This is a genomic window from Kitasatospora sp. NPDC091335, assembly GCF_044757205.1.
GTDB lineage: Bacteria > Actinomycetota > Actinomycetes > Streptomycetales > Streptomycetaceae > Kitasatospora.
On record NZ_JBIVUM010000023.1, the window covers coordinates 80,362 to 107,081 of the forward strand.

At 73.1% G+C, this 26,720-nt stretch carries 22 protein-coding genes; 5 read left to right on the forward strand and 17 right to left on the reverse strand.

What is annotated here, in order from left to right:
* Positions 1–7 precede the first annotated feature (7 nt).
* The 8 genes from ACIQOW_RS34775 to ACIQOW_RS34810 form a co-directional block, all read right to left on the reverse strand.
* Positions 8–1,456: an APC family permease gene (locus tag ACIQOW_RS34775; RefSeq protein WP_401091795.1), complete on the reverse strand. Its 1,449-nt coding sequence runs from the start codon at positions 1,454–1,456 to the stop codon at positions 8–10.
* Positions 1,457–1,630: 174 nt separating this feature from the next.
* On the reverse strand, positions 1,631–2,242 hold the full coding sequence (locus ACIQOW_RS34780) for a TetR/AcrR family transcriptional regulator (RefSeq protein WP_401091796.1): 612 nt from the start codon (positions 2,240–2,242) through the stop codon (positions 1,631–1,633).
* 27 nt (positions 2,243–2,269) lie between these two features.
* Complete coding sequence (locus ACIQOW_RS34785; protein WP_401091798.1) at positions 2,270–3,115, reverse strand: fumarylacetoacetate hydrolase family protein; 846 nt, start codon at positions 3,113–3,115, stop codon at positions 2,270–2,272.
* A gap of 13 nt (positions 3,116–3,128) precedes the next feature.
* Complete coding sequence (locus ACIQOW_RS34790; protein ID WP_401091800.1) at positions 3,129–4,064, reverse strand: 3,4-dihydroxyphenylacetate 2,3-dioxygenase; 936 nt, start codon at positions 4,062–4,064, stop codon at positions 3,129–3,131.
* The gene (locus ACIQOW_RS34795) at positions 4,057–5,520 is read right to left on the reverse strand and encodes an aldehyde dehydrogenase (protein WP_401091802.1); all 1,464 of its coding nucleotides are present in this window, start codon (positions 5,518–5,520) and stop codon (positions 4,057–4,059) included. The genes ACIQOW_RS34790 and ACIQOW_RS34795 overlap by 8 nt, the downstream gene beginning before the upstream one ends.
* A 35-nt stretch (positions 5,521–5,555) precedes the next feature.
* Positions 5,556–6,362, reverse strand: coding sequence for an acetoacetate decarboxylase family protein (locus tag ACIQOW_RS34800; RefSeq protein ID WP_401091803.1), 807 nt, complete (start codon positions 6,360–6,362; stop codon positions 5,556–5,558).
* Positions 6,363–6,450: 88 nt separating this feature from the next.
* Positions 6,451–7,671: an NAD(P)/FAD-dependent oxidoreductase gene (locus ACIQOW_RS34805; RefSeq protein ID WP_401091805.1), complete on the reverse strand. Its 1,221-nt coding sequence runs from the start codon at positions 7,669–7,671 to the stop codon at positions 6,451–6,453.
* 3 nt (positions 7,672–7,674) lie between these two features.
* Positions 7,675–7,863 (reverse strand): ferredoxin, encoded by a 189-nt coding sequence (locus ACIQOW_RS34810; protein WP_401091806.1) that lies wholly within the window; start codon positions 7,861–7,863, stop codon positions 7,675–7,677.
* Positions 7,864–8,276: 413 nt separating this feature from the next.
* On the opposite strand from ACIQOW_RS34810, the gene ACIQOW_RS34815 reads away from it, so the two are divergent.
* On the forward strand, positions 8,277–9,632 hold the full coding sequence (locus ACIQOW_RS34815; RefSeq protein WP_401091808.1) for a glutamine synthetase family protein: 1,356 nt from the start codon (positions 8,277–8,279) through the stop codon (positions 9,630–9,632).
* A 17-nt stretch (positions 9,633–9,649) separates the two neighbouring features.
* Positions 9,650–10,945 (forward strand): cytochrome P450, encoded by a 1,296-nt coding sequence (locus ACIQOW_RS34820; RefSeq protein ID WP_401091809.1) that lies wholly within the window; start codon positions 9,650–9,652, stop codon positions 10,943–10,945.
* Positions 10,946–11,040: 95 nt separating this feature from the next.
* Here ACIQOW_RS34820 and ACIQOW_RS34825 read toward each other — a convergent pair whose 3' ends face one another.
* The 4 genes from ACIQOW_RS34825 to ACIQOW_RS34840 form a co-directional block, all read right to left on the reverse strand.
* Positions 11,041–12,528 (reverse strand): SulP family inorganic anion transporter, encoded by a 1,488-nt coding sequence (locus ACIQOW_RS34825; protein WP_401091811.1) that lies wholly within the window; start codon positions 12,526–12,528, stop codon positions 11,041–11,043.
* A 148-nt stretch (positions 12,529–12,676) separates the two neighbouring features.
* Positions 12,677–13,279 carry a carbonic anhydrase gene (locus ACIQOW_RS34830; protein WP_401091813.1) on the reverse strand — a complete coding sequence of 201 codons (603 nt, stop codon included), beginning with the start codon at positions 13,277–13,279 and terminating at the stop codon, positions 12,677–12,679.
* Between the two features lie 646 nt (positions 13,280–13,925).
* Entirely contained in the window at positions 13,926–15,086 is a 1,161-nt protein-coding gene (locus tag ACIQOW_RS34835; RefSeq protein WP_401091815.1) for a serine hydrolase domain-containing protein, read from the reverse strand.
* Between the two features lie 317 nt (positions 15,087–15,403).
* Positions 15,404–16,735 carry an MFS transporter gene (locus ACIQOW_RS34840; protein WP_401091816.1) on the reverse strand — a complete coding sequence of 444 codons (1,332 nt, stop codon included), beginning with the start codon at positions 16,733–16,735 and terminating at the stop codon, positions 15,404–15,406.
* A gap of 226 nt (positions 16,736–16,961) precedes the next feature.
* Between ACIQOW_RS34840 and ACIQOW_RS34845 the strand changes: the two genes are divergently transcribed.
* The 3 genes from ACIQOW_RS34845 to ACIQOW_RS34855 all read left to right on the forward strand — a co-directional run bounded on the left by ACIQOW_RS34845 (position 16,962) and on the right by ACIQOW_RS34855 (position 20,419).
* A complete protein-coding gene (locus ACIQOW_RS34845; protein WP_401091818.1) occupies positions 16,962–18,365 on the forward strand; it encodes a condensation domain-containing protein in 1,404 nt (467 codons plus the stop codon).
* A gap of 34 nt (positions 18,366–18,399) precedes the next feature.
* Complete coding sequence (locus ACIQOW_RS34850) at positions 18,400–19,503, forward strand: alkene reductase (protein ID WP_401091820.1); 1,104 nt, start codon at positions 18,400–18,402, stop codon at positions 19,501–19,503.
* A gap of 106 nt (positions 19,504–19,609) precedes the next feature.
* Positions 19,610–20,419: an aminoglycoside N(3)-acetyltransferase gene (locus tag ACIQOW_RS34855; protein ID WP_401091822.1), complete on the forward strand. Its 810-nt coding sequence runs from the start codon at positions 19,610–19,612 to the stop codon at positions 20,417–20,419.
* A gap of 56 nt (positions 20,420–20,475) precedes the next feature.
* Here ACIQOW_RS34855 and ACIQOW_RS34860 read toward each other — a convergent pair whose 3' ends face one another.
* The 5 genes from ACIQOW_RS34860 to ACIQOW_RS34880 form a co-directional block, all read right to left on the reverse strand.
* Positions 20,476–22,005, reverse strand: coding sequence for a M1 family metallopeptidase (locus ACIQOW_RS34860; protein WP_401091824.1), 1,530 nt, complete (start codon positions 22,003–22,005; stop codon positions 20,476–20,478).
* Positions 22,006–22,189: 184 nt separating this feature from the next.
* A complete protein-coding gene (locus ACIQOW_RS34865) occupies positions 22,190–23,716 on the reverse strand; it encodes a M1 family metallopeptidase (protein WP_401091826.1) in 1,527 nt (508 codons plus the stop codon).
* 214 nt (positions 23,717–23,930) lie between these two features.
* The gene (locus ACIQOW_RS34870) at positions 23,931–24,803 is read right to left on the reverse strand and encodes a sulfurtransferase (RefSeq protein WP_401091828.1); all 873 of its coding nucleotides are present in this window, start codon (positions 24,801–24,803) and stop codon (positions 23,931–23,933) included.
* Between the two features lie 219 nt (positions 24,804–25,022).
* Positions 25,023–26,105: a class I SAM-dependent methyltransferase gene (locus tag ACIQOW_RS34875; RefSeq protein WP_401091830.1), complete on the reverse strand. Its 1,083-nt coding sequence runs from the start codon at positions 26,103–26,105 to the stop codon at positions 25,023–25,025.
* 158 nt (positions 26,106–26,263) lie between these two features.
* On the reverse strand, positions 26,264–26,590 hold the full coding sequence (locus ACIQOW_RS34880; RefSeq protein ID WP_401091832.1) for a hypothetical protein: 327 nt from the start codon (positions 26,588–26,590) through the stop codon (positions 26,264–26,266).
* Positions 26,591–26,720 lie beyond the last annotated feature (130 nt).

Consider the following 26,720-nt stretch of genomic DNA (forward strand, 5'->3'; position numbering starts at 1 on the left):
GGGCGGGTCAGCCGGAACGTCGTTGCCGGATCCGCTGGTTGGCCACGCCGAGCGCCATGACGACGGGCACCGACAGGACGAGCCACAGCGCGGTGCCCGCCGCCCCGCCGATCAGGGTGGTGAAGTTGGCCAGGATGAGCCAGATGGCGCCCGCGATGCCGAGCGCGCCCAGTACGGGGGCGACCACGGTGTTCCACACCCGGGTGTCCACCCGTCTGCGGCGGAAGAACACCACGACCGAGACCGAGGTCAGCAGGTAGATCAGCATCATCGCCAGGACGGCGAGTCCGCTGAACCAGGAGAAGAGGGTGAGCACCGGGTCCTGGCCGGCCAGCGCGAAGGGCGCGACCAGGAGTGCGGCGATGGCGGTCTGCACCCGGCCGGCCGCCGACGGGGCGTGCCGGCGGTTCAACCGGGAGAGCCGTACCGGAAGTTGGCCGTCCCGGGAGAGGCAGAAAAGGTAGCGGGCGGCCGAGTTGTGGAAGGTCAGCACGCCGGCGAACAGCGAGGTGGCCAGCAGGACCGGCAGGACGCCGCCGATCCAGCCGCCGAACAGGTCGGTGACGGGGGCGAAGACGAAGCCGGCCGAGTCCCCTGCGGCCAGGGCCCGTTCCGCCGCCGCCGGTGCCTTCGAGGCGCCGTGGGCGGAGATCAGCGTCCACGAGGTGAGGGCGAAGAAGCCGGTGACCACGAGCACCGAGAGATAGGTGGCCCTGGGCACCGTCCTCTTCGGGTCCTTCGCCTCCTCGCCGTAGATGGCGGTGGCCTCGAAGCCGAACATGGACGCCAGCGCGAACATCACGGCGACGCCCGGCGCCCCCTGGAGGGCCGCCGACGGGGAGAAGCTCTCGGCCACGCCGAGCCCTTCGGGGCCGCCGCCCCTGACCAGGGTGACCAGGCCGAAGACCAGCAGGATGCCGAACTCGGCGAGCACGAAGGCGGCCAGCACCCGCGCGCCCATCTCGATCCCGGCGGCGCCGAGGGCCTGCACGACGGCCATGGTGACCAGCGTGTAGACCCACCACGGCAGGTCCAGCGGCGTGTGGTCGGCGACGAGGGCGCTGACGATCGAGCCGTACAGGCCGTACATCGCCGCCTGGATGACGCAGTAGGCGAACAGCGCGACGCTCGCGCCGCCCGCACCGGCGGCCCGGCCGAGGCCGGTGCCGATGTACGTGTAGAAGGCGCCGGCGTCGACGACGTGCCGGCCCATCGCGATGAACCCGACGGAGAAGAGCAGGATCACCGCCCCGGCCACCACGTAGGCCGCGGGGGTGCCGGAGCCGTTGCCGATGGCGACCGAGATCGGGGCGGCGCCCGCGATGCCCGTCAGCGGGGCCTGGCCGGAGAGGACGAAGAAGAGGATGCCCAGGACACCCAGGGCGTCGGCTTTGAGCGTGGTCGCTGTGGGGGCGTCCCGCTCGGTCCGCGCTGTGGAAGTCGCCCGACGGTCCACAGGGATCACCTCCGAAAGAGGGGTGGGGGATCGTTTCAGGTCAAACGAATTGCCTCATCGTGGGGTGCGCTCACCCGTTTGACAAGGGGTCGGGAGACGGGCCCGCCGGCGCCCGGCAGCTCAGGTCAGGGCACGTCAGGTCGCGGCAGCACAGTCAGGGCACGGCAGCGCCGGTCAGCGCCCGTCCGGCTCTCCGTCCGACCCGGACAGCAGACTCCTGAGCGCCGCCAGCGCCTCCTCGGTGGCCGCGCTCTCGCCGAACACCAGCTGGTGCAGCACCAGACCCTCCAGCGCGGCGAAGACCAGCCGGGACGTGCCCGGGTTCACCGGCCCGGGCAGGATGCGGTCCAGCTCGCGCCGACTGGCCTCGAAGTACTCCTCGTAGAGGCCGCGCAGGTGCGCCAGCAGCTCGGGCCTGCGCCGGGCCTCCAGCAGCAGCTCGTACTGGAAGGCCTGGAGCTCGGGCCCGGTCTCGACCATGTCCACGAGGCCGGTGGCGAAGTCGGCCGCCGTGCCCTCGCCGGCACCGAGCGCGCTGATGCTCAGCGAGGAGTGGATGGCGTGGGTGAGTGCCTCCTCGATCAGCGCGTCCCGGGAGCCGAAGTAGTGCACGACGAGCCCGTGGGTGACGCCGGCCTCATGGGCCACCGCCCGGTACGTGAGTTGGCGCAGACCGCCCCGGGCCACCACGCGGACGGCCGCGTCCAGCAGCGCCGTCCGGCCCGTCCCGTAGTTCGTCACGCGCTTGCGGGGGCCGCGCGCGGCGGACTCGGCGGACTCGGTCATGGCGTCGACCCTACCGGGGCGTCCCGGTCACCGCTTCGGCGGCCTGACGCCGCGGAACTCCCAGTCGCCGCCCAGCGCGGTGGACAGCACCTCCTCCGACTCCGTGGGCTGCGCCCCCACGTCGGTGCGCACCGGGGTCGGCCCGGTGACGACGTGGTTGGTGAGCCGGCCGAGGCCCTCCACCTCCACCTCCACGACGTCTCCCGGCCGGACCGGCCTGGAGTTGGCCGGGGTGCCGGACAGCAGCACGTCGCCGGGGTACAGGGTGATGGTGCGGGCGATGTCGGCGACGAGGTAGTGCATGTCCCAGGTCATCTCGTCGGTGGAGCCGTCCTGGACGACCTCCCCGTTGACGTGGGTCCGCAGCCGCTTGCCGCGGAAGTCCCAGTCGGTGACCAGCCCGGGGCCGAGCGGGCAGAGGGTGTCGGAGCCCTTGACCCTGAGCATGGAGCCGGCGTCGGTGTCCCGGAAGTCGTGGAGGCCGAAGTCGTTGGCCACGGTGTAGCCGGCGATGTACTCCCCCGCCTCCTCCGGGGAGATGTTGCGCGCCGTGCGGCCGATGACGATGGCGACCTCGCCCTCGTAGTTGAGCCACCGGCAGCCCTCGGGGCGGACGACCGCGCCCCGGTGGGAGTTGAGCGCGGAGGTCGGCTTGTGGAAGTAGGTGGGCGTGTCGGGCAGGCCGATCCGGAACTCCTCCACCCGGCTGCGGTGGTTGAGGTGGACGGCGATCACCTTCGACGGCTCGACGGGCGGCAGGTGGTGGGCGTCCTCGATCGCGACGCGCCGGCCGTCGCCGGCGACCAGTTCCTCGCCGTCGCGCACGGTCCGGACGATGGCGCCGTCGAGGAGGATACGGCGGTACTCGGGCATGGCGGGGGCCTTTCTAGACGAGGCTGTGGGGGTTGCGGGGCGTGCGGGAGGAGGGCGCTCCGGTGCCCGTCCAGCCGTTCTCGGGGCGGTCGAACCAGAGGTGCGCCTGACCGGTGCCGATCGAGTTCTCGTACTCGCCGTACTGGCGCGCCTTCGCGGTGCAGGCCTGCTCGCCGAGGGCGCCGGCCATCATCAGGTAGTGGGAGAACCTGGCCTCGGGCTTGTACCGCCAGAACTCGTCCATGGTGTCGAGGACCCGGTCGTGGCGGCCCTCCTTGAACCAGGCGATCCGTTCCCGGTCGGCCGCCCTGGCCTCGGGGGTGAAGATGTGCGACGGGTCGCCGTCCTCGTGGTCGCGCAGCTCGCGCAGCGGCCAGAAGGTGTGGGACAGCGCCCCCGAGGCGATCAGCAGCACCCGCCGGCCCGGGGTGGCGGCGATGCCGTCGGCCAGCGCGCGGCCCAGCCGCAGGTGGTCCTCCATGTCGCCGGTCTGGCAGACGCCGATGGTCACCCAGCGCTTGTCCGGCAGGCCCTCGCCGAGGTACTTCCAGAGGTTGATCGTGGCGTAGTAGACCGGCAGGTAGGCGTCGTCGATCGGGGTGATCCAGGTGCCGTGCCGGTCGGCGAACGAGGCGATGCTGCGGGCGAGTTCGGGATCGCCGGGGTAGTCGTAGGGCATCCGGCACATGCCGCGCGGCAGCTCCTCGGAGGTGAACAGCCCGGCCCGGCGCCGCTGGGCGGTGACCACGAACTCGACGGTGGTCGCCCAGTGGGAGTCCAGGACGACGACGGTGTCGTAGTCCGCGCGCCCGAAGACCTCCTCGCGCAGCCGCCGCAGGCCGGAGACCAGGGTGAAGTCCCTGCCCCCGTTCAGCTGGAGCCTGGTCTCCTCCGGCAGCACGATGGTGGGGACGTGGGCGAGCAGGCCGGCTCCGACGATCTCACCCATGGTCCCGCCACCCCTTCGGCGAGGTGACGGTGTTCTTGAGGTCGCAGTAGAAGTCGAAGCTCCAGGTGCCGCCCTCGCGGCCGACGCCCGAGTGGCGGGAGCCGCCGAACGGGGCCCGCAGGTCCCGGACGAAGAAGCAGTTGACCCAGACGGTGCCCGCCACCAGCCGCCCGGTGACGCGCCGGGCGCGCTCCTGGTCACCGGTGGCCACGGTGGCCGCCAGACCGAAGCGGGTGTCGTTGGCCAGCCGCACGGCCTCCTCCTCGTCGCCGAAGGTCTGGAAGGTCAGGACGGGGCCGAAGACCTCCTCCTGGACGATCTCCGAGTCCTGGGCGACACCGGCGAGCAGCGTCGGCTCGAAGTACTGGCCCTCCCTGCGGTGGCCGCCGATCACGGCCCGGGCGCCGGCCTCGACCGCCCGCCGCACGAAGCCCTCGATCTTCTCCAGCTGGCGGGGGTGGATGGTGGGGCCGATGTCGGTCGCCTCGTCGCGCGGGTCGCCCTGCCGCAGCCGGGAGGCCCGGTCGACGAAGCGGCGGGTGAACTCCTCGGCGACCGTCTCCTCGACGAGGATGCGGGTGGCGGCCAGGCAGACCTGGCCGGCGTTGTCGTACTGCTCGACCGCGAGGTCGACGGCGAGGTCCAGGTCGGCGTCGGCGAAGACCAACAGCGGTGACTTGCCGCCCAGTTCGAGGCTGAGCGGGGTGAGGTTGGCGGCGGCCGACGCCGCGATGCGCCGGGCGGTCGGCACGGACCCGGTGAAGCTGATCCGGCGCACGTCCGGGTGCGCGGTGAGGGCGTCGCCGATCTCGGAGCCGTACCCCTGCACCACGTTGAGGACGCCGGCCGGCAGCCCGGCCTCGGCGGCGATGTCGGCGAGCAGCGAGGCCGTCAGCGGCGACCACTCGGCGGGCTTGAGAACGACGCTGTTGCCGGCCGCCAGCGCCGGGGCGACCTTCCAGGTGGCCAGCATCAGCGGCGCGTTCCACGGGGTGATCAGCACACAGGGGCCGGCCGGGTCCCAGCCGACGTGGTTGGTGTGACCGCGGGTGTCGAAGTCCTCGTGCCCGAGGCGCAGCAGCCAGTCGGCGAAGAACCGGAAGTTGTGCGCGACCCTGGGCATGACGCCGCGCCGGTGGGAGCGCAGCAGGGCGCCGTTGTCGGCCGTCTCCACGACGGCCAGGTCCTCCAGCCGGCGCTCCACGCCGTCCGCGATGGCGTGCAGGACGCGGGCGCGCTCCTCGCGCGGGGTGGCGGCCCAGCCGGGGAAGGCCTCCCTGGCGGCGGCGACGGCCGCGGCGGCCTCCGCCGCGGTGCCCCGGGCGACCTCGCCGAGGACACCGCCGTCGACGGGCGAGACGTCGGTGAAGGTGCCGGCGGAGGCGACGCGTTCGCCGCCGATCCAGTGCCGGGTGTCGACGGCCACTCCGGCGACGGTGATGGTGTGTTCGCTCATGTCTCGGGGCTCCTCGTGGTCGGTGCGGCGCGGGTTCACTCGGCGCCGGAGGCGTTCGACTCCAGCAGCCGGCCGCCGTCCCACACCACGCCGACCTGCCGGTAGTAGGCGGCGATCGGCTCGCGGACCTCCAGCCGGGCCAGCTCCTCGGTGGGCGCCTCGAACAGCTCCAGCTCGGCGTCGCCCACCCAGGACTGTCCGGCCTCGAAGGCGGCGGCGCCGGACTCGACCAGCTCGTCCAGGGCGAGGCCGCCGCCCTTCTCGATGGAGGGCAGCCAGCGGTGGTGGGCCATCGGGTGGCTGTTGACGAAGCCGTTGGTCCCGGACGGCTCGCGCAGTGTGACGACGGCCTGGGCCAGGCGCCGGTCCGCGGCGGCGAGGGTCGCGCCGAACCGGGCACCGGCCTCGATGCGCGGGGCGGGCCCGTACGGGTGCGGGCGGGTCTGGTGGATGGAGCCGAGCTTCTTCGGGTAGCCCTGGTGGAGTCCCCGGGCGATGGCGAAGTCCTTGTCGACCCAGATGTGGACGCAGCGCGAGTAGGTCTGCCCCCGGTACGTGCAGCGGACGACGGCGAACGCCTCCTTGTACTGGGCGAGCACCGGGTCGAGGAGTTCCTGTCCGGAGGCGGAGCAGGACTGCCAGTCGGCCCAGATCAGCGCGACGGCCCCCGGGTCCTCGTCGGCGAGTTCCAGTGGCTCGGGGAGCAGTTCGCGCACCCGGGCCGGGTCGGTGCGGTACTCGATGGTGAGCAGGTCGCCGGAGTAGCGCCACGGCGGCGAGGGGATCAGCGACGAGGCGCCCGTCGCCGTCTTGGGGTGGAAGTATCCACGGACACTGGCCACTTGGGGTTCCTTACGCGGTGGGAGCGGGTTGCTGGGAAGCGGGTTGCCGGGAAGCGGGTTACCCGGAAGCGGGTTGCCGGGAAGCGAGCTACTGGAGAGCAGGCTGCTCGTCGGCGGGCTGCCGGAGCAGTTCGGCGCGGTAGCGGGCGGCGGCGGCCGCGGCGCTCTGACCGCCCAGGGCGACGACGCCGACCAGGCGGCCGGCCCGGTGGTAGCCGACCAGGACGTCCCCGTCCGGGTCGCCGCCCAGGACGCGCACGTCGTCCCTGCCGAGGGCGGGGGCGCCGAAGGACTGGAGCCGGAAGTCGTGCTGGTCGCTCCAGAAGGTCGGCAGCGGTGCGAACGGCGCGAGGCCGTGGCCGGCGCCGGCGAGGTGCGCGGCGAGCACCCTGGCGCCGTGCCTGGCCGTGTCGGTGGGGATGGACCAGTGCTCGACGCGGCGCGGGACGCCGTCGTACCTGGGGTTGGGGAAGCGGGCGACGTCGCCGACGGCGATCACCTCCGGGCGGCCGCCGGCCCGCAGGTGCCCGTCCGTCAGCACGCCGTCGGTGAGGTCCAGGCCGTTGCCTTCGAGCCACTCGGTGTTGGCCACCGAGCCGACCGACTCCACCACCACGTCCGCGGCGAGCACCCTGCCGTCCGCCAGGACCACCCCGGTGACCTCGCGCTCGCCCTGGAAGGCGGTCACCCCGGTGCCGAGCGCGAAGCGGACGCCCCGTTCCCGGTGGCGGGCGAGCAGCGCCCGGCCGAGCAGTTCGCCGAGTGGTCCGGCCATGGGCAGCGGCAGCGGGTCGACGACGGTGACCTCGGCCGCGCCGAGGGCCACGGCGGTGGCGGCCACCTCGCAGCCGATGAAGCCGGCGCCCACCACGACCACCCGCACGCCCGGCCTGGTCAGCGCCTCGCGCAGCCCCCTGGCGTCGGCCAGGGTGCGGACGGTGTGCCGTCCGGCGGCGGGGCCCGGGCAGCGCAGCCGCCGGGCGCGCGTGCCGGTGGCCACCACGAGTCCGCGGTAGGGCAGGGTCTCGCCGTCGTCGAGTCCGACGGTCCTGCCGTCGAGGTCGGCCCGGACGACCGTGCTGCCCAGGCGCCACCGCACGTCGGCGACGCTGGGCCGGGGCCGGAAGGCGAGCGACTCGAAGGACGCCTTGCCGGCCAGGACCTCCTTGGACAGCGGGGGCCGGCTGTACGGCGGGTGGGGCTCGTCGCCGACGAGGGTGATCGGCCCGTCCCAGCCGGCGGCGCGCAGCTGCTCGGCGGCGCGCAGCCCGGCCATGGAGGCGCCGGCCACGACGATGGGTGCGGTCACGGCTCAGCCCTCGATCCGGATGGCCTGGAGCGGGCAGACGTCGGCGGCCTCCTCGACGTCGGCGCGCAGGGCCTCGTCGGGGTCGGCGACGTACGCCAGGCGTCCGTCGTCGTCGAAGCGGAAGACGTCGGGGGCGGCGAAGACGCACTGGCCGTGGTCCTGGCACTGGTTCATGTCGACGACGACCTGCATGGCCGGTCCTCCTGGGGCTGGGGGAACGCAAGGAGACGGGGGAGGGAAGGGGCCCGGCCCGGGACCACCGGGGCCGGATCTCGGCCAAGGGGGTGGGGGGCGTGGGGCGGCGTGGGCGGGAGAACATCCGCCATGGCTCATTTGGTGTCAAACAACATAGGAACCGCCCGGCCCGCGGTCAAGAGTTATCCGGATGGATAATTTCTGCGGCAGACCCCTTGCGGCCGGGCGATCGCTGTCCATACGGTGGGCCACCAACGAGCGAGCGGTGTCCTGCGCCACCCCGCAGTCCCGAACCCGCCGCCCCCTTCCCCCCAGTGCCGCGGGCTCGCACTCCCCCAGTGCCGCGAGTCCCCGTTCCCCCAGAGCCGCGAGCCCTGGGAGGCGCCCCACTTCCCCCAGAGGAGACGCCGGTGAGCGCATCCGACATCCCGCCCGTCCGCCACCACGTGGAGCGACTGGCCGCCGAGGGCATCGACGTGGTCCGGGTGACCTATCCCGACCTCACCGGCAGCGAACGGGCCCGGGACGTCCTGCTGGACCACCTGCCCTCGGTCTGCGACCACGGCCTCGCCTTCTGCCGCGCCGTCTACCACACCAGCCCCCAGGGGGACGTCGTCGCCGTCCCCGGCGGGCTGGAGGCCGGCCTGCCCGACATCTGCGTACGCCCCGACCTCACCACCCTGACCGCCCTGCCGTGGGAGCCCGGCGTCGCCACCTGCCTCGGCGACGTCACCGACCCGGCCACCGGACGGCCCGCGCCCGAGTCGCCGCGCGACCTGCTGCGCCGGGTCGTCGACCGCTGCCGGGAGCACGGCCTGCACCCGGTCGTGGGGCCGGAGTTGGAGTACTTCCTGTGCGACGAGGCCCCCGGCACCGCCCGGGGCTGGCGCCGCTACAGCGACGCCACCGGCGCCGTCTACACGGCGGGCCTGCGCGCGGACGGCGACAACCACCTGCTGCGCACCCTGCGCCTGCTGCGCGACCTGGACATCGGCGTCAGCAGCGGCAACCACGAGTTCGACGGCTCCCAGTTCGAGATCAACCTGACCCACTCCGACGCCATGACGGCCGCCGACCGCGCCTTCCGCTTCAAGTCCGCGGTCAAGGAACTCGCCCGCAGGGAAGGCCGGCTGGCCACCTTCATGGCCAAGCCCTTCCAGGGCGCGGGCGGATCGGGCTTCCACCTCCACCTGTCCTGCGTGGACGCCGGGGGCGGCAACATCTTCGCCGACCCGGCAGCCCCGTACGGCCTGAGCACCACCGCGCGCCACGCGGTGGCCGGCATCCTCTCCCACGCCCCGGCACTCGCCGCGCTGGCCAACCCGACGGTCAACTCCTACAAGCGCTTCGGCCCCGGCACCCTCGCGCCCTGGCTGATCGACTGGGGGCTGGACAACCGCAGCGCCATGGTCCGCATCCCGCCGGAGCGCGGCCCGGGCGCCCGCTTCGAACTGCGGCTGGGCGACGCGAGCGCGAACCCCTACCTGCTGATCGCGGGCACCATCGCGGCGGCCCTCCTGGGCGTCCTGGCGGGCGCCGAGCCCGCCGCCCCGCTGGAGGGCTACGGCTACGACCCCGCCAGGTCCGCGGTCCTGCCGGTGTCGCTGCCCGACGCCCTCGACGCGCTGGAGGCGGACACCGCCCTGACCGACGTCCTCGGCGAGGACTTCACCACCGCCTACCTCGCGTACAAGCGCGACGAGGTCGCACGCTTCCACCGGCACGTCACCGACTGGGAGTTCACCGAGTACGCCCACCACCTGTGATGCCGAGGAGCGAACCCATGACCACCGCGCCGACCGCGCCCGCATCCGGTGCCGCCCACGAGCCGATGCCGCTGGACCAGGTGAACCTGGCCGATCTCGACAACTTCACCGACGGCGTCACCCCGTGGCGCATGTTCCACACCCTCCGCCACCAGGACCCGGTCCACTGGCAGCCGGAGGAGGCGCCCGACTCCGGCTTCTGGGCCGTCACCCGGCACTCCGACATCGCCCGCGTCGACCGGGACGCCGAGACCTTCACCTCGGCGAGGTTCGTCAACCTGGAAGAGGTCGACGACGACCAGATCAAGAAGCGCGCCTCCATCCTGGAACTGGACGGAGTCCGCCACCGCGCCCTGCGCGGCATCCTCCAGCGCCAGTTCGGCGCGAGCGTCATCAACAGCTACGCCGACTTCCTGCGCGGCCTGACCGCCACCACCCTGGACGCGGCCCTGTCCAAGGGCACCTTCGACTTCGTCGAGGAGGTCTCCGCCGACTTCCCGATCAACGTCCTCGCCCGGCTCCTGGACGTGCCGCCGGAGGACAACCGGCAGCTCGTCGACTGGGGCAACCGGATCATCGGCAACACCGACCCGGACTACGCCGACGTCCTGCTGCACAGCGCGGAGAGCGAGAAGTACCGCGACCTGCCCTTCCGTTCGCCCGCCTCGCTGGAGGTCTTCGGGTACGGCCGCGAACTCGCCCGGCAGCGGCGCGGCGGCACCGGCACCGACCTGGTCTCCAGGCTGGTCAACGAGGTCCCGCGGGACGGGACGCCACTCTCGCCGCAGGACTTCGACAACTACTTCCTGCTCCTGGTCGTCGCCGGCAACGAGACCACCCGCCACACCATCAGCCACTCCATGCTGGCCCTCCTCCAGCACCCCGAGCAGCTGGCCCGCCTCCAGGAGGACCCCTCCCTCATCCCCGGGGCGGTCGAGGAGTTCCTGCGCTGGGCCTCCCCGGTGTACCACTTCCGCCGCACGGCCACCCGCGACGTCGAACTCGGCGGCAGGCGGATCAGGGAGGGCGAGAAGGTCGTCATGTGGTTCGCCTCCGGCAACCGCGACGAGGAGGTCTTCGGCAACCCCTACGACTTCGACGTGACCCGCCGGGACAACGACCACGTCACCTTCGGCAAGGGCAGCCCCCACCTGTGCCTGGGCAACCTGCTCGCGCGCACCGAGATCCGGATCATGTTCGAGGAGCTCATCCCGCGCCTGGCGGGCATCCGGCTCGCCGGCGACGTCCCGCGGGTGCGCTCCAACTTCGTGAACGGCATCAAGAGGCTGCCCGTCGAGGTCACCCCGGCCTGACCGACCGCGCCGCCGTACGGCCCGGAGGCCCGCGCCCCGGGCCGTACTCCCGTGATCGTCGGGGGTACGGCCCACAGGGGGCGCGGGCCCTCGGGTCAGGCCACCGCGGCGGGCAGGCCGAGGAGTTCGGCGGAGCCGCTGCGGTTGTGGCGCTCCTGCCAGAGTTCGAGCGCGCTGCGACAGGCGTGGTCCAGGTGCCGCACGCCGCCGAGGTCGAGGCGCACCGGACGGTCGGCCGGCAGCCCCTCCAGCGATTCGAGGGTCTCCAGGAGACGGGGCAGCCGCAGGAACGTGGCGTTGCCGTGGAGGATCACCCGGACCGCGCCGTCCGGCAGTTCGGTGACCGCGACCTGGAGGTGGGAGGTGTCCCAGGCGCTCTTGAACACCGCGAGGAGCAGGCCCAGCAGCACCCCTTCGAGCAGGTTGGTCACCACGATGGCGACCGCCGTGACGGCCAGGATCACCGCCTCGCCCCGGTCGGCCCGCCAGAGCGGCCGCAGGGTGCGCAGCGGGACCAGCTTGGCTCCGGCGTGGACCAGGACGCCGGCCAGCGCGGCGAGTGGGATGGCGGAGAGCGCGGCGGGGAGCAGGGCCGCGAAGAGCAGCAGCCACACGCCGTGGATCACCCGGGAGGCCTTGGTACGGGCGCCGGCCTGGACGTTGGCGGCGCTGCGGACGATGACGGCGGTCATCGGCAGGGCGCCGAGCAGGCCGCAGACGGTGTTGCCGACGCCCTGGGCGAGCAGTTCGCGGTCGTAGTCGGTGCGCGGGCCGTCGTGCAGCCGGTCGACGGCGGCCGCGCTGAACAGCGTCTCGGCCGAGGCGATCAGCGCGAACGCGAGGGCCGTGCCGAGGACGCCGACACTGCCGAGCGCCGCGAGGTCGGAGGCGCCGGGCAGGTCGATGACGCCGGCGAGTCCGGCCACCTCGACCCGGGCGACGGGCAGGTCGAACAGGGCGGTGACGGCCGTCGCGGCGGCCACCGCGGCGAGCGGGGCGGGGACCGCCCTGACCCTGGCGGGCAGCCGCGGCCAGAGCAGCAGGACCGCGATCGTCCCGGCGCCGATCGCGGCGGCGGCGAGCGCGTGCGGCCGGCCGGCGACGTCGGCGACCAGTCCGGGGAGCCCGGCGAGCTTGGCGGGGCCGCTCGCCGGCCCCTTGGTGTCGGCCAGTGCGTAGAGCTGGCCGGCGATCAGGACCAGGCCGATCCCGGCCAGCATGCCCTGGACGACCGAGACGGAGATCGCCCGGAACAGCCGGCCCAGGCGGGCGGCGCCCATGGCGAGTTGGAGCAGGCCGGCGGCGGCGGTGATGACGCCCAGGGTGGCGAGGCCGTGTTCCTGGACGGCGGCGAAGACCAGCACGGTCAGGCCGGCGGCGGGGCCGGAGACCTGGAGGCTGCTGCCGGGCATCAGCCCGGTCACCAGGCCGCCGACGATGCCGGTGACCAGGCCGAGTTCGGCCGGGACGCCGGAGGCGACGGCGACGCCCACGCAGAGCGGGAGGGCCACCAGGAAGACGACGAGGGAGGCGGGGAGGTCGGCGCGCAGAGTGCTCAGCCGGAGGGCGGGACGACGAGTCATCGGGTCCTCGGGGCGGTGTCGGTACGGACGGCGGTGGTCCGGAGGCGGACAGTGGTGGTCGGAACGTCGACGGCGGACGGGCCGCGGAGGGCCGGGCCCGGGGCCGCGGGAATCGGAGTGGTCACCGGGATCACGGCGGGCACCGGGATCACAGCGGCAGGAAGAGGCCGGCGCCGGGCCGGTGCGCGAGCACCAGCCCGGTGTGGATCTCGTAGAACCAGCCGTGCAGCCGGATCTCCCCCGTGTCCAGCCGGCGGGCGACGGCCGGGTAGCCGCGCAGCCGGTCGAGCTGGTTGAGCACGTGGCGCTGGACCGGCCCCGCGACCGTCGGGTCGAAGACGTCGGTCTCGTCCGCGCGGAGCACGGCCTGGTCGGCGTGGCGCAGCCAGGCGCGGACGGCGGGCACCACACTGAGGTCCTCGTCGCGGACCACGGCGCCGACGGCTCCGCAGTGCGAGTGGCCGCAGACCACGATGTCGCGGACGCCGAGCACCTCGACGGCGTACTCGATGGTGGCGGTCTCGCCGGAGGACCCGTCGGCCCGGTAGGCGGGGACGATGTTGCCCGCGGTGCGGAGTTCGAAGAGGTCCCCGGGGTCGGCGCTGGTGATCAGGGCGGGCACCACGCGCGAGTCGGAGCAGGTGATGAACAGGGCCTGCGGGGCCTGGCCCGCGGCGAGTGCGGTGAGTTCCCGGCCGGTGTCCCCCGCGCGCTGCGGGAACGCCCTGGCTCGGTCGATGAGCGGTTCCATCAGGGTGGATGCCTCCTTCGGTGACCCTCGCGGTGTGGTCCGGGAGGGGCGGTGGGCGGGCAGGCACGTCGGAACCAGTTGTCCCCGGCAGAAGGGTGTGACGGCGGCGGGCGCGGAAATGCCCGGGCCGCGTCGGTGCCCCCCGGCGACCTGTTGACGCGTCAAGGGCAAGTAAAGCACGGGCATGGGGAAGGCAAAAAGCATTCCAAGGGCGGGGAATGTGCCGATCTGGTTAACATCGTGTCACCTGAAACGGGATCCGGCCTTCCGCCCTGGAAAGCCTCGCATGGAAGGAACCTGACGGACCGTCGGGACGTTGGGGTGCGCGCGAGGGCCGCCACCGTTCCGGGAACGGTGGCGGCCCGGGAGCCCGGCCGGGACGGCCTCGCTGTTCCGGCCGAAGCCGAGCAGCGTCTGCCGCACCTGCTCCTGCTGTCCCAGTGCGTAGGCCTCGGCGATGGCGGCGTCCCCCAACGGGTCTCCGGTACCGCGCATCCGGTCGAGCAGGTCATCCGTCCGGCCATTGGCGGCCATGTGGTCCTCCGTCGGGATCGGCACGTGATCCGCATACGTATCACCACGTTCCCGGCCGGCCCGCCAGCCTCACTCGTTCGAGGGCGCGCCGCCCGGGCGGCACCGGGGCGGCTCACCCGGAGCCGGGGCTCCCGGCGCACAGCGCGTGGTCGATCAGCGCGCCGGCCGCGTCCTCCTGGGCCAGGATGTGGTCCCAGGTGTCGCCGCGCGCTTCGGACATGGAGACCACGGCACTGCGCCGCCCGTCCCCGGTGACGCCGTTGAGGGTGATGTAGCCGCCGTCCCCGCCGTCGTGGCCCCAGTACGTTCCCCCGCAGGTCAGCGAGCGTTCGACCAGACCGAGCCCGTACTGGCCGCCGTGCCACATCGTCGCTGTCTCCTCGTCCACCTCCACGGTCTCCTTCATCTCGGCCAGCTGCCGCGCCGGCAGCAGTCGGCCTCCGAGCAGTGCGCGGAGGAAGGCGTTCTCGTCGCGCGTGGTGGTGACCCACGAGAGCCCGCCGACCAGCGGCACCTGCTCGGTGACGTCCACCCGGCCGTCGGGGGCGGGGAAGAGCTGGTAGGCCTGGGCGTGCGGCCGGGGCAGGGTGGGGGAGGCGCCGATCGACCGCGTCCGGTCGAGGCCGAGCGGGCGCAGGACGCGCTCCTCGATCTCCCGCTCGGCGGCGCGCCCGGTGGCCCGCTCGATGATCATGTCGAGCAGGATGTAACCGGTGTTGGAGTAGCGCCAGTTCGTGTCGTCGAGGAACTCCGCCCCGGCCACCAGCTCCTCGGCACTGTGGACCTGGTAGCGCTCCCGCTCGTACTCGTCCCTCGTGTTGTATCCGGGCAGGTGGTCCTTGATGCCGCCCTCGTGCCGGAGCAGTTGGCGAACGGTGATCCCGCTGCCGCCCTTGGCCCGCGCCACCTCCGGCAGCCGGTGGCCGAGCGTGTCGTCCAGCGACAGCCGGCCCTCGGCCTCCAGTTGGAGGACCACGGTCGCGACCATCGTCTTGGCCGTACTGGCCATCCGGAAGTAGCCGTCCGGTGAGACCGGGCGGCCGGTGGTCACGTCGGCGGTGCCGCTGGTGGCGACCGCCTGCCGGCCGTCGGGCCCGACCACCCGGGCCTGTACGCCGGCGATGCCGAGGTGGTGGATCGCCGCGGTGTCCTGGCGCAACCGCTGGGCGACGGAGGAACCGGCGGGTCTGGCAAAGGCGTTGGCCGTGCCGGCCGCCAGCAGCACGGCGACACCGGCCGCCACGACGAGGTGCTTTCGCAGGATCGAGGTCATGGCCGCACGCTAGCCAGTCCAGGACCGGACCGGTCGCGGTCCGGCACCACCCGGGGGCGGATTGCGGGATGTCCCCGAGTGCGCCCCCGAGAATCCCCTGCCGTTCCCTCGGGGCTCAGCCGGGGAACTCCCCCAGGGCGGGACCCGGAGCGCGGGAAAGGACGTGGGAGCGCGGGCTGACCACGAGCCCTCACGTCCATGGGCGCTCACGCCCGCAGGAACGCCGGCACCGCCGGCACCAACCGGACCAGCGCCGCCCGGCCGCCCGCCAGGGCGCGCCGGAGCGCAGGACCGGCGTTGCCGCCCGGCCCCCCGCATCAGCCCACCGAAGCCGTAGCCGGCCGCGGTGACGGCCCGGCACCGGCCCCTGCGGCCACCGCGTCCAGGGCCGCCAGCCGCCCCAGGCTGGCCCGGCGCTGGAGCGCGCCGAGCCCGACGGCCGCCACGCCGAGCCCCACCCAGCCGACCGGCCCGGCCGCCATCACCACCCCGGTCAGCAGCAGCGGCCCCACCGACTTCTGCACCGACTGGGACATCCCGGCGACCCCCAGGTACGAGGCCCGGGCACCCGGCGGCGCCAGCACGACCGCCAGCTCCCAGGAGCTCACCGAGCGCATCAGCTCCGCCACCGTGACCAGCACCGCCGCGGCCAGCAGCGCGACCGAGGCCACGACCGGCCCGGCGCCGGTGGCGAGCACGATCAGCAGGCAGCTGCCCAGCACCGCGACCCCGTACCAGCGCACCGCCGTGGCCGCCCCGCGCGGGCCCTCCGCCCAGGCCGAGACGCGCAGTTGCAGCAGCACCACGAGCACCGTGTTGAGCACCAGGAAGGCCGGGACGACGGCGTGCGGCGCGCCGGTGTGGTGCACCAGCCAGAGCGGCAGGCCGACGCCCAGGATCGAGTCGTCCAGGTTCAGCGGGATGTCCAGCAGGACGAACCGCAGGTAGCCGCGGTCGCGCCAGGGGCTGGGCGCGGCGGACGGCTCCCCGGCCCGCCCCTCCGCGCCTTCGGCCCCGCCTCCCGCACCGCCCTTCGCCGCGACCAGGCCGCACCCGGACGGCTCCCGAACGCGCCAGACCAGCACGGCCGCCAGCACGTACGACAGCCCGTTGGCCAGGATCAGCACCCGGTAGGCGGTCGTGCTCCCGACCGCGAGACCGATCGCCGCGACGCCCGCGCCGAGAGCGACCCCGGCGTTGGCCACACTGCGGAACAGGGCCTGGTAGGTGGTCCGCCGCTCGCCCGCCACCCTGGTCGCGAACAGCATCTCCAGCGTCTTGGCGGCCCGTTCGGCCAGGCAGATCAGGGCCACCACGGGCAGCAGCGCGGCGAAGTCGTCGACCACCAGCAGCAGGCCCATCGCCCCCAGCCGCAGCAGGTGGCAGCCGATCAGCAGCAGGCGCACCGGCACGCGTTCCGCCAGCCGCCCGGCCAGCGGCGAGCCGGCGATCCCGGCCACCGCGCCCACCCCGAGCAGCAGTCCCAGCTGCCGCGCGTCCATCCCGCACACGTACGTGAAGTAGAGCACCGAGGCCGCCGACCACACCCCCGTGCCGGTCCGGTCGACGCCCTGCGCCAGCAGCATGATCCGCGCGTCCCGCCCGCCGGGCGGCCGCCGCAGCTGCGCTATCAGTCCGTTCCCCCGCATGGCAGGCCCCCGTCGCATGAGTCACATGAATCGCGTGGTCACGATCAATCTCGACATCAAGATACTTCATATCAAGAGACCTGCGGAACCCCCGAGCCGCCCCGCCCGGCACGGCACCGCAACCCTCGACGCACGGCGGGCCGTACGCCACACTCTCCCCAGCAGCACCCGCGCTCCCAACGCACCGGCACGACGCCATGACCACCGCACAACGGAGAGCCGATCGGTGACCACTCGCCAACTGCTGGAGATCGCCTTCTCGTCCGGACGGACCGGGTCCGGACCGGCCACCTGGGGCCAACGGGCCATCTGGGACAACGTACGAAAGCTGCCGCCGGCCGACGCGCCGCGCTACAACATCGCCACCGCGGCGCCGCTGGACCCAGGACTCCCGGTGCCCGTCCTGCTCGCCGCACTGGAGCGGCTGCTGCACCTGCACGACTCGCTGCACACCCGGCTGCTCCCCGACGAGGACGGCGGCCTGCGCCAAGTCGTCGACGGCGAAGGAACCCTGGGCGTCCACCTGCTGCCCGCCGCGACGCACCAGGACCCGGCCGAACTCGGCGCCCGGCTGCACGAGGAGCTGGCGGCGCAGGCCTTCGACACCGCGACCCAGTGGCCGGTCCGGGTCGGCGCGGTGACGGCTGACGGGCTGATCCGGCACATCAGCCTGGTGCTCTCGCACACCGCGGTGGACGGCTCCGGGATGAGCCGCCTGGTCGCCGACCTGTCCGCGCTCTGCCTCGGCAGCTCGCCCGAGGAGCTGGCCGAGCTGCGCACACCCGCCCGACAGCCCCTGGAGGAAGCCGAGTTCCAGACCTCCGAGCGGGGGCTGCGGCGGGACGCGGGGGCCCGCAGGCAGTTCGTGCGCAAGCTCCGGCTGGGCCCGGCCAGGCTCTTCCCGCCGGCCGCCGGACAGCCCGCCCGCTTCCCGAACGCGGTGCTCCGCTCCCCCACCCTGCCCCGGGCCGTGGAACGGGTGGCCGCCAGGCACCGGGTCAGCACCGGCTCGGTCCTGCTCGCCGCGGCGGCCACGATGACCGCCAGGCTCGCCGGCTCCTCCGAGGCCGTGCTGAACGTCGTGGTCAACAACCGCTTCCTGCCCGAGCTGGCCAACGCGGTGAGCGTGGTCGCGGGCGACGGGCTGTTCCATCTCCCGGACGCCGCCGCCGAGTTCGGCGACGTCGTACGGCGCACCCACGCGGCGGCGATCGGCACCTACCGCCACGCGTACTACGACAAGCTGGCGCTGGCCGCCGAGGTCGCCGCACTGACCGCCGAGGGAGTCGAACCGGCCGACCGCTCCTGCGTGTTCAACGACACCCGCGAGCTGCTCCCGGTCGTCGCCGACCCCGGCGACGACCGGACCACCCTCAGCTGGCCGGTGGAGTTCGAGCCGCGCCCGGGCCTCACCTACGCCCTGGACGCCCTCCAGTCGGCCGAGGCACTGAGCCTGGCCATGACGGCGGACCCGTCCGTACTCCCGAGACCCGCGATGGAGCGGTTCCTGCGCGGCATCGAGGAGTTGATCCTCACCGAGGCCGACACGGCGACCGACACCGCGACGGACACCGCGACCGACGCACGGACGGACGCACCGCACGACGCACGGACCGCCGTCGGCGCTTGAACCTGACACCGGTGTCAGCTTCTACCGTACCGGCATGACCACGACCACCACCGCATCCCTGCTCACCCCGTACCGCCTCGGCCGGCTCGACCTGCCGAACCGCGTCGTCATGGCTCCGATGACGCGGTACCGGGCCGCCGAGGACGGTACGCCCCTGCCCGTCGTCGCCGAGCACTACGCCCAGCGCGCGGGCGCCGGCCTGATCGTCACCGAGGGCATCTGGCCCAGCCGGCAGGGCCAGTCCGGCTGGCGCCTGCCCGGCCTGGAGACGCCCGCGCACCTGGCCGGCTGGCGCGCGGTGACCGGGGCGGTGCACGCCGCCGGCGGGCGGATCGCCGCCCAGCTGATGCACGGCGGACGCCAGGGCCACCCGTTCAACCGGCTGCTCGGCGACGTCCCCGCGGGCCCCTCCGCCGTCCCCGCCCCCGGCCCGGTGCACATCAGGGACGGCGGCAAGGCGGAGGCCGTCACCCCGCGCGCCATGACCCGCGAGGAGATCCACCGCACCATCGCCGACCACGTCGACTCCGCCCGCCGCGCCCTCGCCGCCGGCTTCGACGCCGTCGAACTGCACGGCGCCAACTCCTACCTGATCCACCAGTTCCTGGCTGACAACACCAACCTGCGCACCGACGAGTACGGCCCCCGCACCCTCCCCGACCGGCTGCGCTTCGCGATCGAGCTGGTCACCGCCGTCGCCGGGGCCGTCGGCCCCGACCGCCTCGGCCTGCGGCTGTCCCCCGGCAACCCGCAGTTCGGCATGCACGAGGCCGACCCGGCACCGGTCTACCGCGCGCTGCTGGCCGAACTCGACGGCCTCGGCCTGGCCTACCTCCACCTCACCGACAACGACGACTACCCGGCCCTGGCCGACCTGCGCCCGCGCTGGTCGGGCCCGCTGATCGCCAACGTCGGCGAGAACCGCGCCGCCACCGACCGCGAGCGGGGCGAGGCGGTGCTCACCGCGGGCCTGGCCGACCTGGTCTCCTACGGCCGCGCCTTCATCGCCAACCCGGACCTGCCGGAGCGGTTCGCCGCGAACGCGCCGCTCGCCCCCGTCGACCCGGTCCACCTCTACGGCCAGGAGGCGGCCGGCTACACCGACTACCCGCGATTCCGGCCCGCCGACCGTCCCTGATCCGGCGGAGGGCACCCCGTCCTGACCGGTTGTCAGTGCCACCCGCTATGGTCGGCCCCGAACGATTCCAGTACGAACAGCACCACCGCCACCAGGGGGCACCACCATGACCGCACCGGGCACCGGCCCGCTCACCACCGCCGACCTCGTCGAAGGCTGGCGCCGGGTGGGCGTGCGCGAGGGCATGGCGCTGATCGTGCACTCCTCGCTCTCCAGCCTCGGCCGGGTCGAGGGCGGCGCGGCGGCCGTGGCGGCCTCCCTGCGCGAGGCGGTCGGGCCCGGCGGCACCGTCGCCGCGCCCGCCTTCACCTCCGACACGGTCCGCGACCCGGCCCCCGGGCACGCGGGCCCGCCCACCCCCGGGATCGCGGAACGGCGGGCCGCCGTCCCGCTGTTCCACCCCGGGCTCCCCTGTTCCACCGGCGCGGTGGCGGAGGCGCTGCGCGCGCTGCCGGAGAGCCATCGCAGCACCCATCCCCAGGTCTCGGTGGCCGCCGTCGGCGCGCACGCCAGGGAGGTCACCGGCCGCCGGTCGCTCGGCTTCGCCGTCGGCCGGGAGTCGCCGTTCGGCGCGCTGCACGACCTCGGCGGCCACGTGCTGCTGGTCGGCGTCGGACACGACCGCAACACCTTCCTGCACTACGCCGAGACCTTCGCACCCAACCGCCGGCTCAAGCTCCGCCGCTTCCCGATGGCGATCCAGGGCGAGCGGGTCTGGATCGAGGCACCGGATGTGGCGGACGACAACGGCACCCACTTCCCGGTCGTGGGCCGGGAGTTCGAGGAACGGACGGGCATCCGCGAGGCCTTGGTCGGCAGCGCGCCCTGCCGGCTGCTCCCGGTCCGCGACCTCATACCCTTCGCCGTCCGCCGCCTCACCGAACTGCTGGCGGCCGACGGCCCCGGAGCAGCGTAGGCCGAGCCGGCGGTTCGCGTCGCACACGCGGCCCGCCGGCCCGATCCGTCACGCCGTCAGTTGCGCGCCTCGTGCACCGAGCCGGCCTCCTGGATCTTCTTCCAGGACTTCGGCTCGGCCGGCGGCTTCCCCTGGTCCGCACCCGCGCCCAGGGCCGGCGAGGCCGCGACCGCGGCACCCGGCGGCACCGGCCCGACGGCCGGCTTGCTCGCGGTGAACAGCCAGGTGTTCAGCAGGTCGCCCAGCTTCTTGCCGGAGACCTTCTCCGCGTACGCCTGGAACTCCGGAATGGTGACGTTCCCGTAGCGGTGCTCGGTGGGCCAGCCCTTGAGGATCCGGAAGAACGCGTCGTCCCCGACGGCGTTGCGCAGCGCCTGGATGGCCACCGCGCCGCGGTAGTACACCGCGAGGGAGAACTGGTTCTCCTCTCCCGGGTCGCCCGGCTTGACGCTCCAGAACGGGTCGTCGGCCGGGAACAAGGCGTAGACGTAGTCGGCCAGTTCCTGCGCGGTGCCCTCGTTCTCGTGCTCGGACCAGAGGAACTGCGCGTACTGGGCGAAGCCCTCGTTCAGCCAGATGCCGTTCCAGTCCGAGAGCGAGACGCTGTCGCCGTACCACTGGTGGGCCAGCTCGTGCACGACCACCGAGGTGTTGGAGCCCCGGGCGAACAACCGGGGGCCGTAGGTGACCCGGGTCTGGGTCTCCAGGGCGCCGCTGGACTGGGTGTTGGGGACGTAGCCGCCGACCGAGCTGAACGGGTACTCGCCGAAGTAGCCGCTCAGCCAGTCGACCAGCTCACCGGTCCGCTCGACACTCGCCCTGGCCGCGGCGGCGTTCTCGCCGAGGTCCTTGCTGTACGCGTTGTAGACCGGCAGCCCGCTCGCCGTGGTGTCCGTGGTGATGTCGAACTTGCCGATCGCGAGGGTCGCCAGGTACGTCGCCTGCGGCTTGTCCTCGCGCCAGCTGTACCTGGTCCAGCCCGCCTGCGAGGAAGTGCCGGTCAGGACGCCGTTGCTGATCACCTGGCTGCCGTTCGGCACCTGCACCGAGACGTCGAAGGTGGCCTTGTCGCTCGGGTGGTCGTTGCTCGGGAACCACCACCCGGCCGACACGGGCTCGCCCGCCACCACGGCACCGTCCGGGGTGCGGTGCCAGGCGGTGAAGCCGCCGTACTTCGTCACGGTCGACGGCACGTCCTTGTAGCGCACCACCACGGTGGCCTGGCTGCCCTTGGCCAGCGGCCGGGCCGGGGTGATCTCCAGCTCCTGGTCCCCGCTGGTGGCGAAGGCCGCGGGCCGCCCGTTGACCCGGACCTCCGTGACGTTCAGCGCGAAGTCGAGGTTGAACCGGGAGAGGTCCTGGGTCGCCGTGGCGAGGATGGTCGTGGTGCCCTCCAGCTCGTCCGTGGCGGGCTGGTACTTCAGCCGGATGTCGTAGTGCGAGACGCGGTAGCCGCCGTTGCCGAGGGTCGGGTAGTAGCTGTCACCGAGTCCGTCCGCGCCCGGCTGGAAGCCGGAGGCCGAGGCGGGGACGGCCAGGAACAGGCTCAGGGCACTGGCAGCGGAGACGATCAATCTCTTGCGCACGTGGTCCTCCAGGGATCACCAGAGTGATTGGGCTGAATCGATCCTTGTCCTGACTGCCCATCACCCACCACCCGATCGCGAGATCTCCATGGAAAGAAACACGCCGAAATGACGGCTTCGCAGCGGTGCGGCGAAGCCGTCATCCCGGCGCGTACGCGAACCGCCGATCCGATACTCGGGACCGTCAGTTGTGCGCCTCGTGCAGCGAGTTGCTCTCCTGGATCTTCTTCCAGGACTTCGGCTCGGCCGGCAGCCGCCCCTGGTCCGCACCCGCGCCCAGGGCCGGCGAGGCCGCCACCGAGGCACCGGCCGGCACCGGCCCGACGGCCGGCTTGCTCGCGGTGAACAGCCAGGTGTTCAGCACGTCACCGAGCTTCTTGCCGGAGACCTTCTCCGCGTACGCCTGGAACTGCGCGATGGTGGCGTTCCCGTAACGGCGCTCCGTGGGCCAGCCCTTGAGGATCCGGAAGAACGCGTCCTCCCCGACGGCGTTGCGCAACGCCTGGACGGCGACCGCGCCCCGGTCGTACACGGCGCCCGCGAACTGGTTGTCGGGACCGGGGTCGCCCGGCTTGACGGTCCAGAACGGGTCGTCGGCCGGGTGCGAGGCGTAGACGTAGTCGGCCAGCTCCTGGGCGGTGCCCTCGTTCTCGTGCTCGGACCAGAGGAACTGCGAGTAGCGGGCGAAGCCCTCGTTCAGCCAGATGTCGCTCCACTGCGAGAGCGAGACGCTGTCGCCGTACCACTGGTGGGCCAGCTCGTGCACGACCACCGAGGTGTTGGAGCCCCGGGCGAACTGCCGGGGGCTGTAGAAGATCCGGGTCTGGGTCTCCAGCGCGAAGCCGGTCGGCACGTTGGGGACGTAGCCACCGACCGAGCTGAACGGGTACTCGCCGAAGTAGCCGCTCAGCCAGTCGACCAGCTCGCCGGTCCGCTCGACGCTCGCCCTGGCCGCGTCCGCGTTGTCACCGAGGTCCTTGCTGTACGCGTTGTAGACCGGCAGGCCCTTCGCCGTGGTGTCCGTGGTGACGTCGAACTTGCCGACCGCGAGCGTGGCCAGATAGGTCGCCTGGGGCTTGGTCTCGCGCCAGCTGTACCTGGTCCAGCCCGCCTGCGAGGAGGTACCGGTCAGGATGCCGTTGCTGATCACCTGGTTGCCGTTCGGCACCAGCACCGAGACGTCGAAGGTGGCCTTGTCGCTCGGGTGGTCGTTGCTCGGGAACCACCACCACGCCGACTCGGGCTCGCCGGCCGCCACCGCGCCGTCCGGCGTGCGGAGCCAGGCCGTGAAGCCGTACTTCTTCACGCTGGACGGCACGCCCTTGTACCGCACGACCACGGTGGCCTGGCTGCCCTTGGCCAGCGGCCGGGCCGGGGTGATCTCCAGCTCCTGCTCGCCACTGGTGGTGAAGGCCGCGGGCCGCCCGTTGACCCGGACCTCCGAGACGTTCAGCGCGAAGTCGAGGTTGAACCGGGAGAGGTCCTGGGTCGCCGTGGCGAGGATGGTCGTGGTGCCCTCCAGCTCGTCCGTGGCGGGCTGGTACTTCAGCCGGATGTCGTAGTGCGAGACCCGGTAGCCGCCGTTGCCGTAGGTCGGGTAGTACCGGTCACCGACCCCGGCCGTGCCGGCCTGGAAGTCGGATGCCGAGGCGGGAACGGCCAGGAACAGGCTCAGGGCACTGGCAGCGGAGACGATCAGCCTCTTGCGCACGTGGTCCTCCAGGGATCACCGGAACGATTGGGTTGAATCGATCCTTGTCCCGGAGGCGCCTCGTCCACTCCCCCATCGTGAGATGTTCATGAAAAGAAACGCGCCGAAATGACGGCTTCGCAGCGGTGCCGCGACGTCGTCACGCCGCCCCGCCCGTCACTCGCGCTCCATCCCCCACTCGCACTCCGCCCGTCACTCACACACTGCCCGCCACTCACGCCCCGAGCACCACGGGCGCCCGGACCAGCGAGCCGTACTCCGTCCACGAGCCGTCGTAGTTCTTGACGTGCGGATAGCCGAGCAGCTCGGTGAGCGCGAACCAGGTGTGCGCGGACCGCTCGCCGATCCGGCAGTACGCGATCACCTCGCGCTCCGACCCCACGCCCTTCCCGCCGTACAGCTCCCGCAGCTCCTCCGCCGAGCGGAACGACCCGTCGTCGTTGGCCGCCTGCGACCAGGGGATGTTGACCGCGCCGGGGATGTGCCCCGGCACCTGGGCCTGCTCCTGCGGCAGGTGTGGCGGTGCGATCAGCTCGCCCCTGAACTCGGCCGGGGAGCGGACGTCCACCAGCACCGCGTCCGCCCCCGGTTTGGCGAACACCTCCGCCTTGGCCAGCACCTCGTCCCGCATCGCCCGCAGCTCCGGCCGCTCGGGCCCGCTCAGCCGGTAGCCGGTGTGCTGGTAGTCCATCACCTCCGGGGTGAGCTCCCGCCCCTCCAGCTCCCACTTCTTGCGCCCGCCGTCCAGCAGCCGCACCGGCCCGAAGCCGCGCAGCCGCAGCAGCCAGTAGGCGTAGGCGGCGAACCAGTTGTTGTTGCCGCCGTACAGCACCACCGTGGTGTCGTCCTCGACCCCGGCCGCCCGCAGCAGGTGCTGGACGCCGTCGCGGTCGGCGTAGTCACGGCCGACCTGGCTGTGCAGGTCGGTGGTCCAGTTCCAGCCGACCGCGCCGGGGATGTGGTCCCGGTCGTAGGCCTCGGTGTCCTCGTCCACCTCGACGACCCTGACCGTCCCGTCGTCCAGGTGGTGGGCCAGCCATTCGGTGCGGACCAACGCCTCGGGGTGCGCATAGCCGTTGCCGGTCATCCCAGGCCCTCCTTCGCTCTGCCCAGGCTGCGGCGCCCGACCACGGACACAGCGGGCCGCACCACCACGACAGGGCGTACGGGCACGGCGAGGCGCCGGCGACCGGGCCGGACAGTTCGAACCTACGCCGACAGCCCGGCCCGGGCCACCCCGGCGAGCCCCTGCGCGAGGCGCCCGACCGCCCCGGCCCGGCGAGCCCCGGCCCGGCGGGCCCGCCCGTCAGCCGTTCGCCGCGCCGTCGAGCCGCGCCACGTAGTACAGGTTCAGCACGTCGCCCTCGACCCGCTTCGTCTCGACCGGCCCGAACCCGGCCTCCGCCAGCATCCGCCGGGCGGTCTGCTCGCCCCAGACCGTCCCGAGCCCCTCCCCGCCCTCACCGAGCGAGACCGTCATGCAGTAGAAGGTCGAGAAGGTGTAGAGCGCGGGCGCCAGCGGGTGGCCGATGTTCTCCGCCAGCTCGCTGCTGGCGGCGATGTCACCCATCAGGAAGACGCCCCCGGGCCGCAGCGCTCCGGCGACGGCGGCCAGCGTGCGGGTCGGGCGGGCCAGGTCGTGGATCACGTCGAAGGCGGTGACCAGGTCGTACTCCCCGGTCAGCGCGGCCGAGTCGGCGACCTCGAACCGGGCGTTGCGCAGGCCCAGCCGGGCCGCGGACGCGCGGGCGGCGGCGATCCCCTCGGCGGAGATGTCGATGCCGGTGAAGCGGCTCTCCGGGAACGCCCGGGCGAGCACCGTGACGGCGTGCCCCTGCCCGGTGCCGATGTCCACCGCGTCGATCCCGGCCCGCAGCCGCTCGGTCAGCCCCGCCGCCAGCGGCACGATCGCGTCCACCAGGGCCAGGTCGTACACCCGGGCGGTCTCCTCGGCCTGGAGCCGCTGGAAGCGCGGGTACGCCGAGTACGGCATCCCGCCGCCGCCGCGGAAGTGCCCGAGCAGCTCCTGCTCGACCTCTCCCATCATCGCGAGGAAGGGCATCATCCCAGCCAGGTTGTCCGGCCCGGCCGCCCTGGTCAGTGACGCCGCGTGCTCGGGCGGCAGCAGGTAGGTGCGCTCCCGCGGGTCGTACTCGACGAAGCCCGCGACGACCATGCAGCCCAGCCACTCGCGGACGTAGCGCTCGTTCAGCCCGGCGGCCCGCGCGATCTCCTCGCCGGTCGACGGGGCGAGCCCGGCCATCAGGTCGTACAGCCCGGTCTGGTGGCCGAGGCTGGTCATCAGCCCCAGACAGGCGTCGTTGAGGACCTCCAGCACGCGCCCGCCGAAGGCCTCCTGCTTCACCGCGTCCGGTTCCCGTACGGACATGACGTCCTCCTCAGCGGCCGGGATGGCGCCCCCCCTCCCCAGTCACGCTACGCCACTCACCCGAATGGCCCCACCGGAAGTGCGGTGGAGCCGATCACGGGTGGCCCGGCGGCTCCTGACCGCTCGCCGGACCGCCGTGGTCCGCGGTGACCGTCCGTTCAGGAGAAGAGGACGGAGCGCAGCTTCAGCCGGTCGCCGAGCTTCTTGCCGGGGGCCATGTCGTAGAAGACGTCGCCCGCGCAGCCGGCGGCCAGGAAGACGGTGGCCGTGGAGCGGGTGAGGTTCTCCGGCGCGAAGCCCGGCGCCGCCTCGGTGGTCCACGGCAGGTCGACGCACTCGCCGCTCTTCGGGTCGGCCAGGCCGGCGAGGACCCCGGGGCCGACCTTGTAGAGGAAGTCGCCCTCGGCGGCGTTGGCGGAGAACGGGACGGCGAGGACGAGGGCGATGGCGCTGGCGGCGGCGAGCACGGCGTTGCGGAGACGCATGAGTGAGGGCCTTTCAGGTGGTACTCGGCGGTACCCGGTTAATCGGTGCGAGATCACCCTAGAGGCCCAAAATCCGCAGAAACGGTTCTCCCTCCTCACCTTTTCGAGTGGTTCAAGGGTTGAAGCCGCC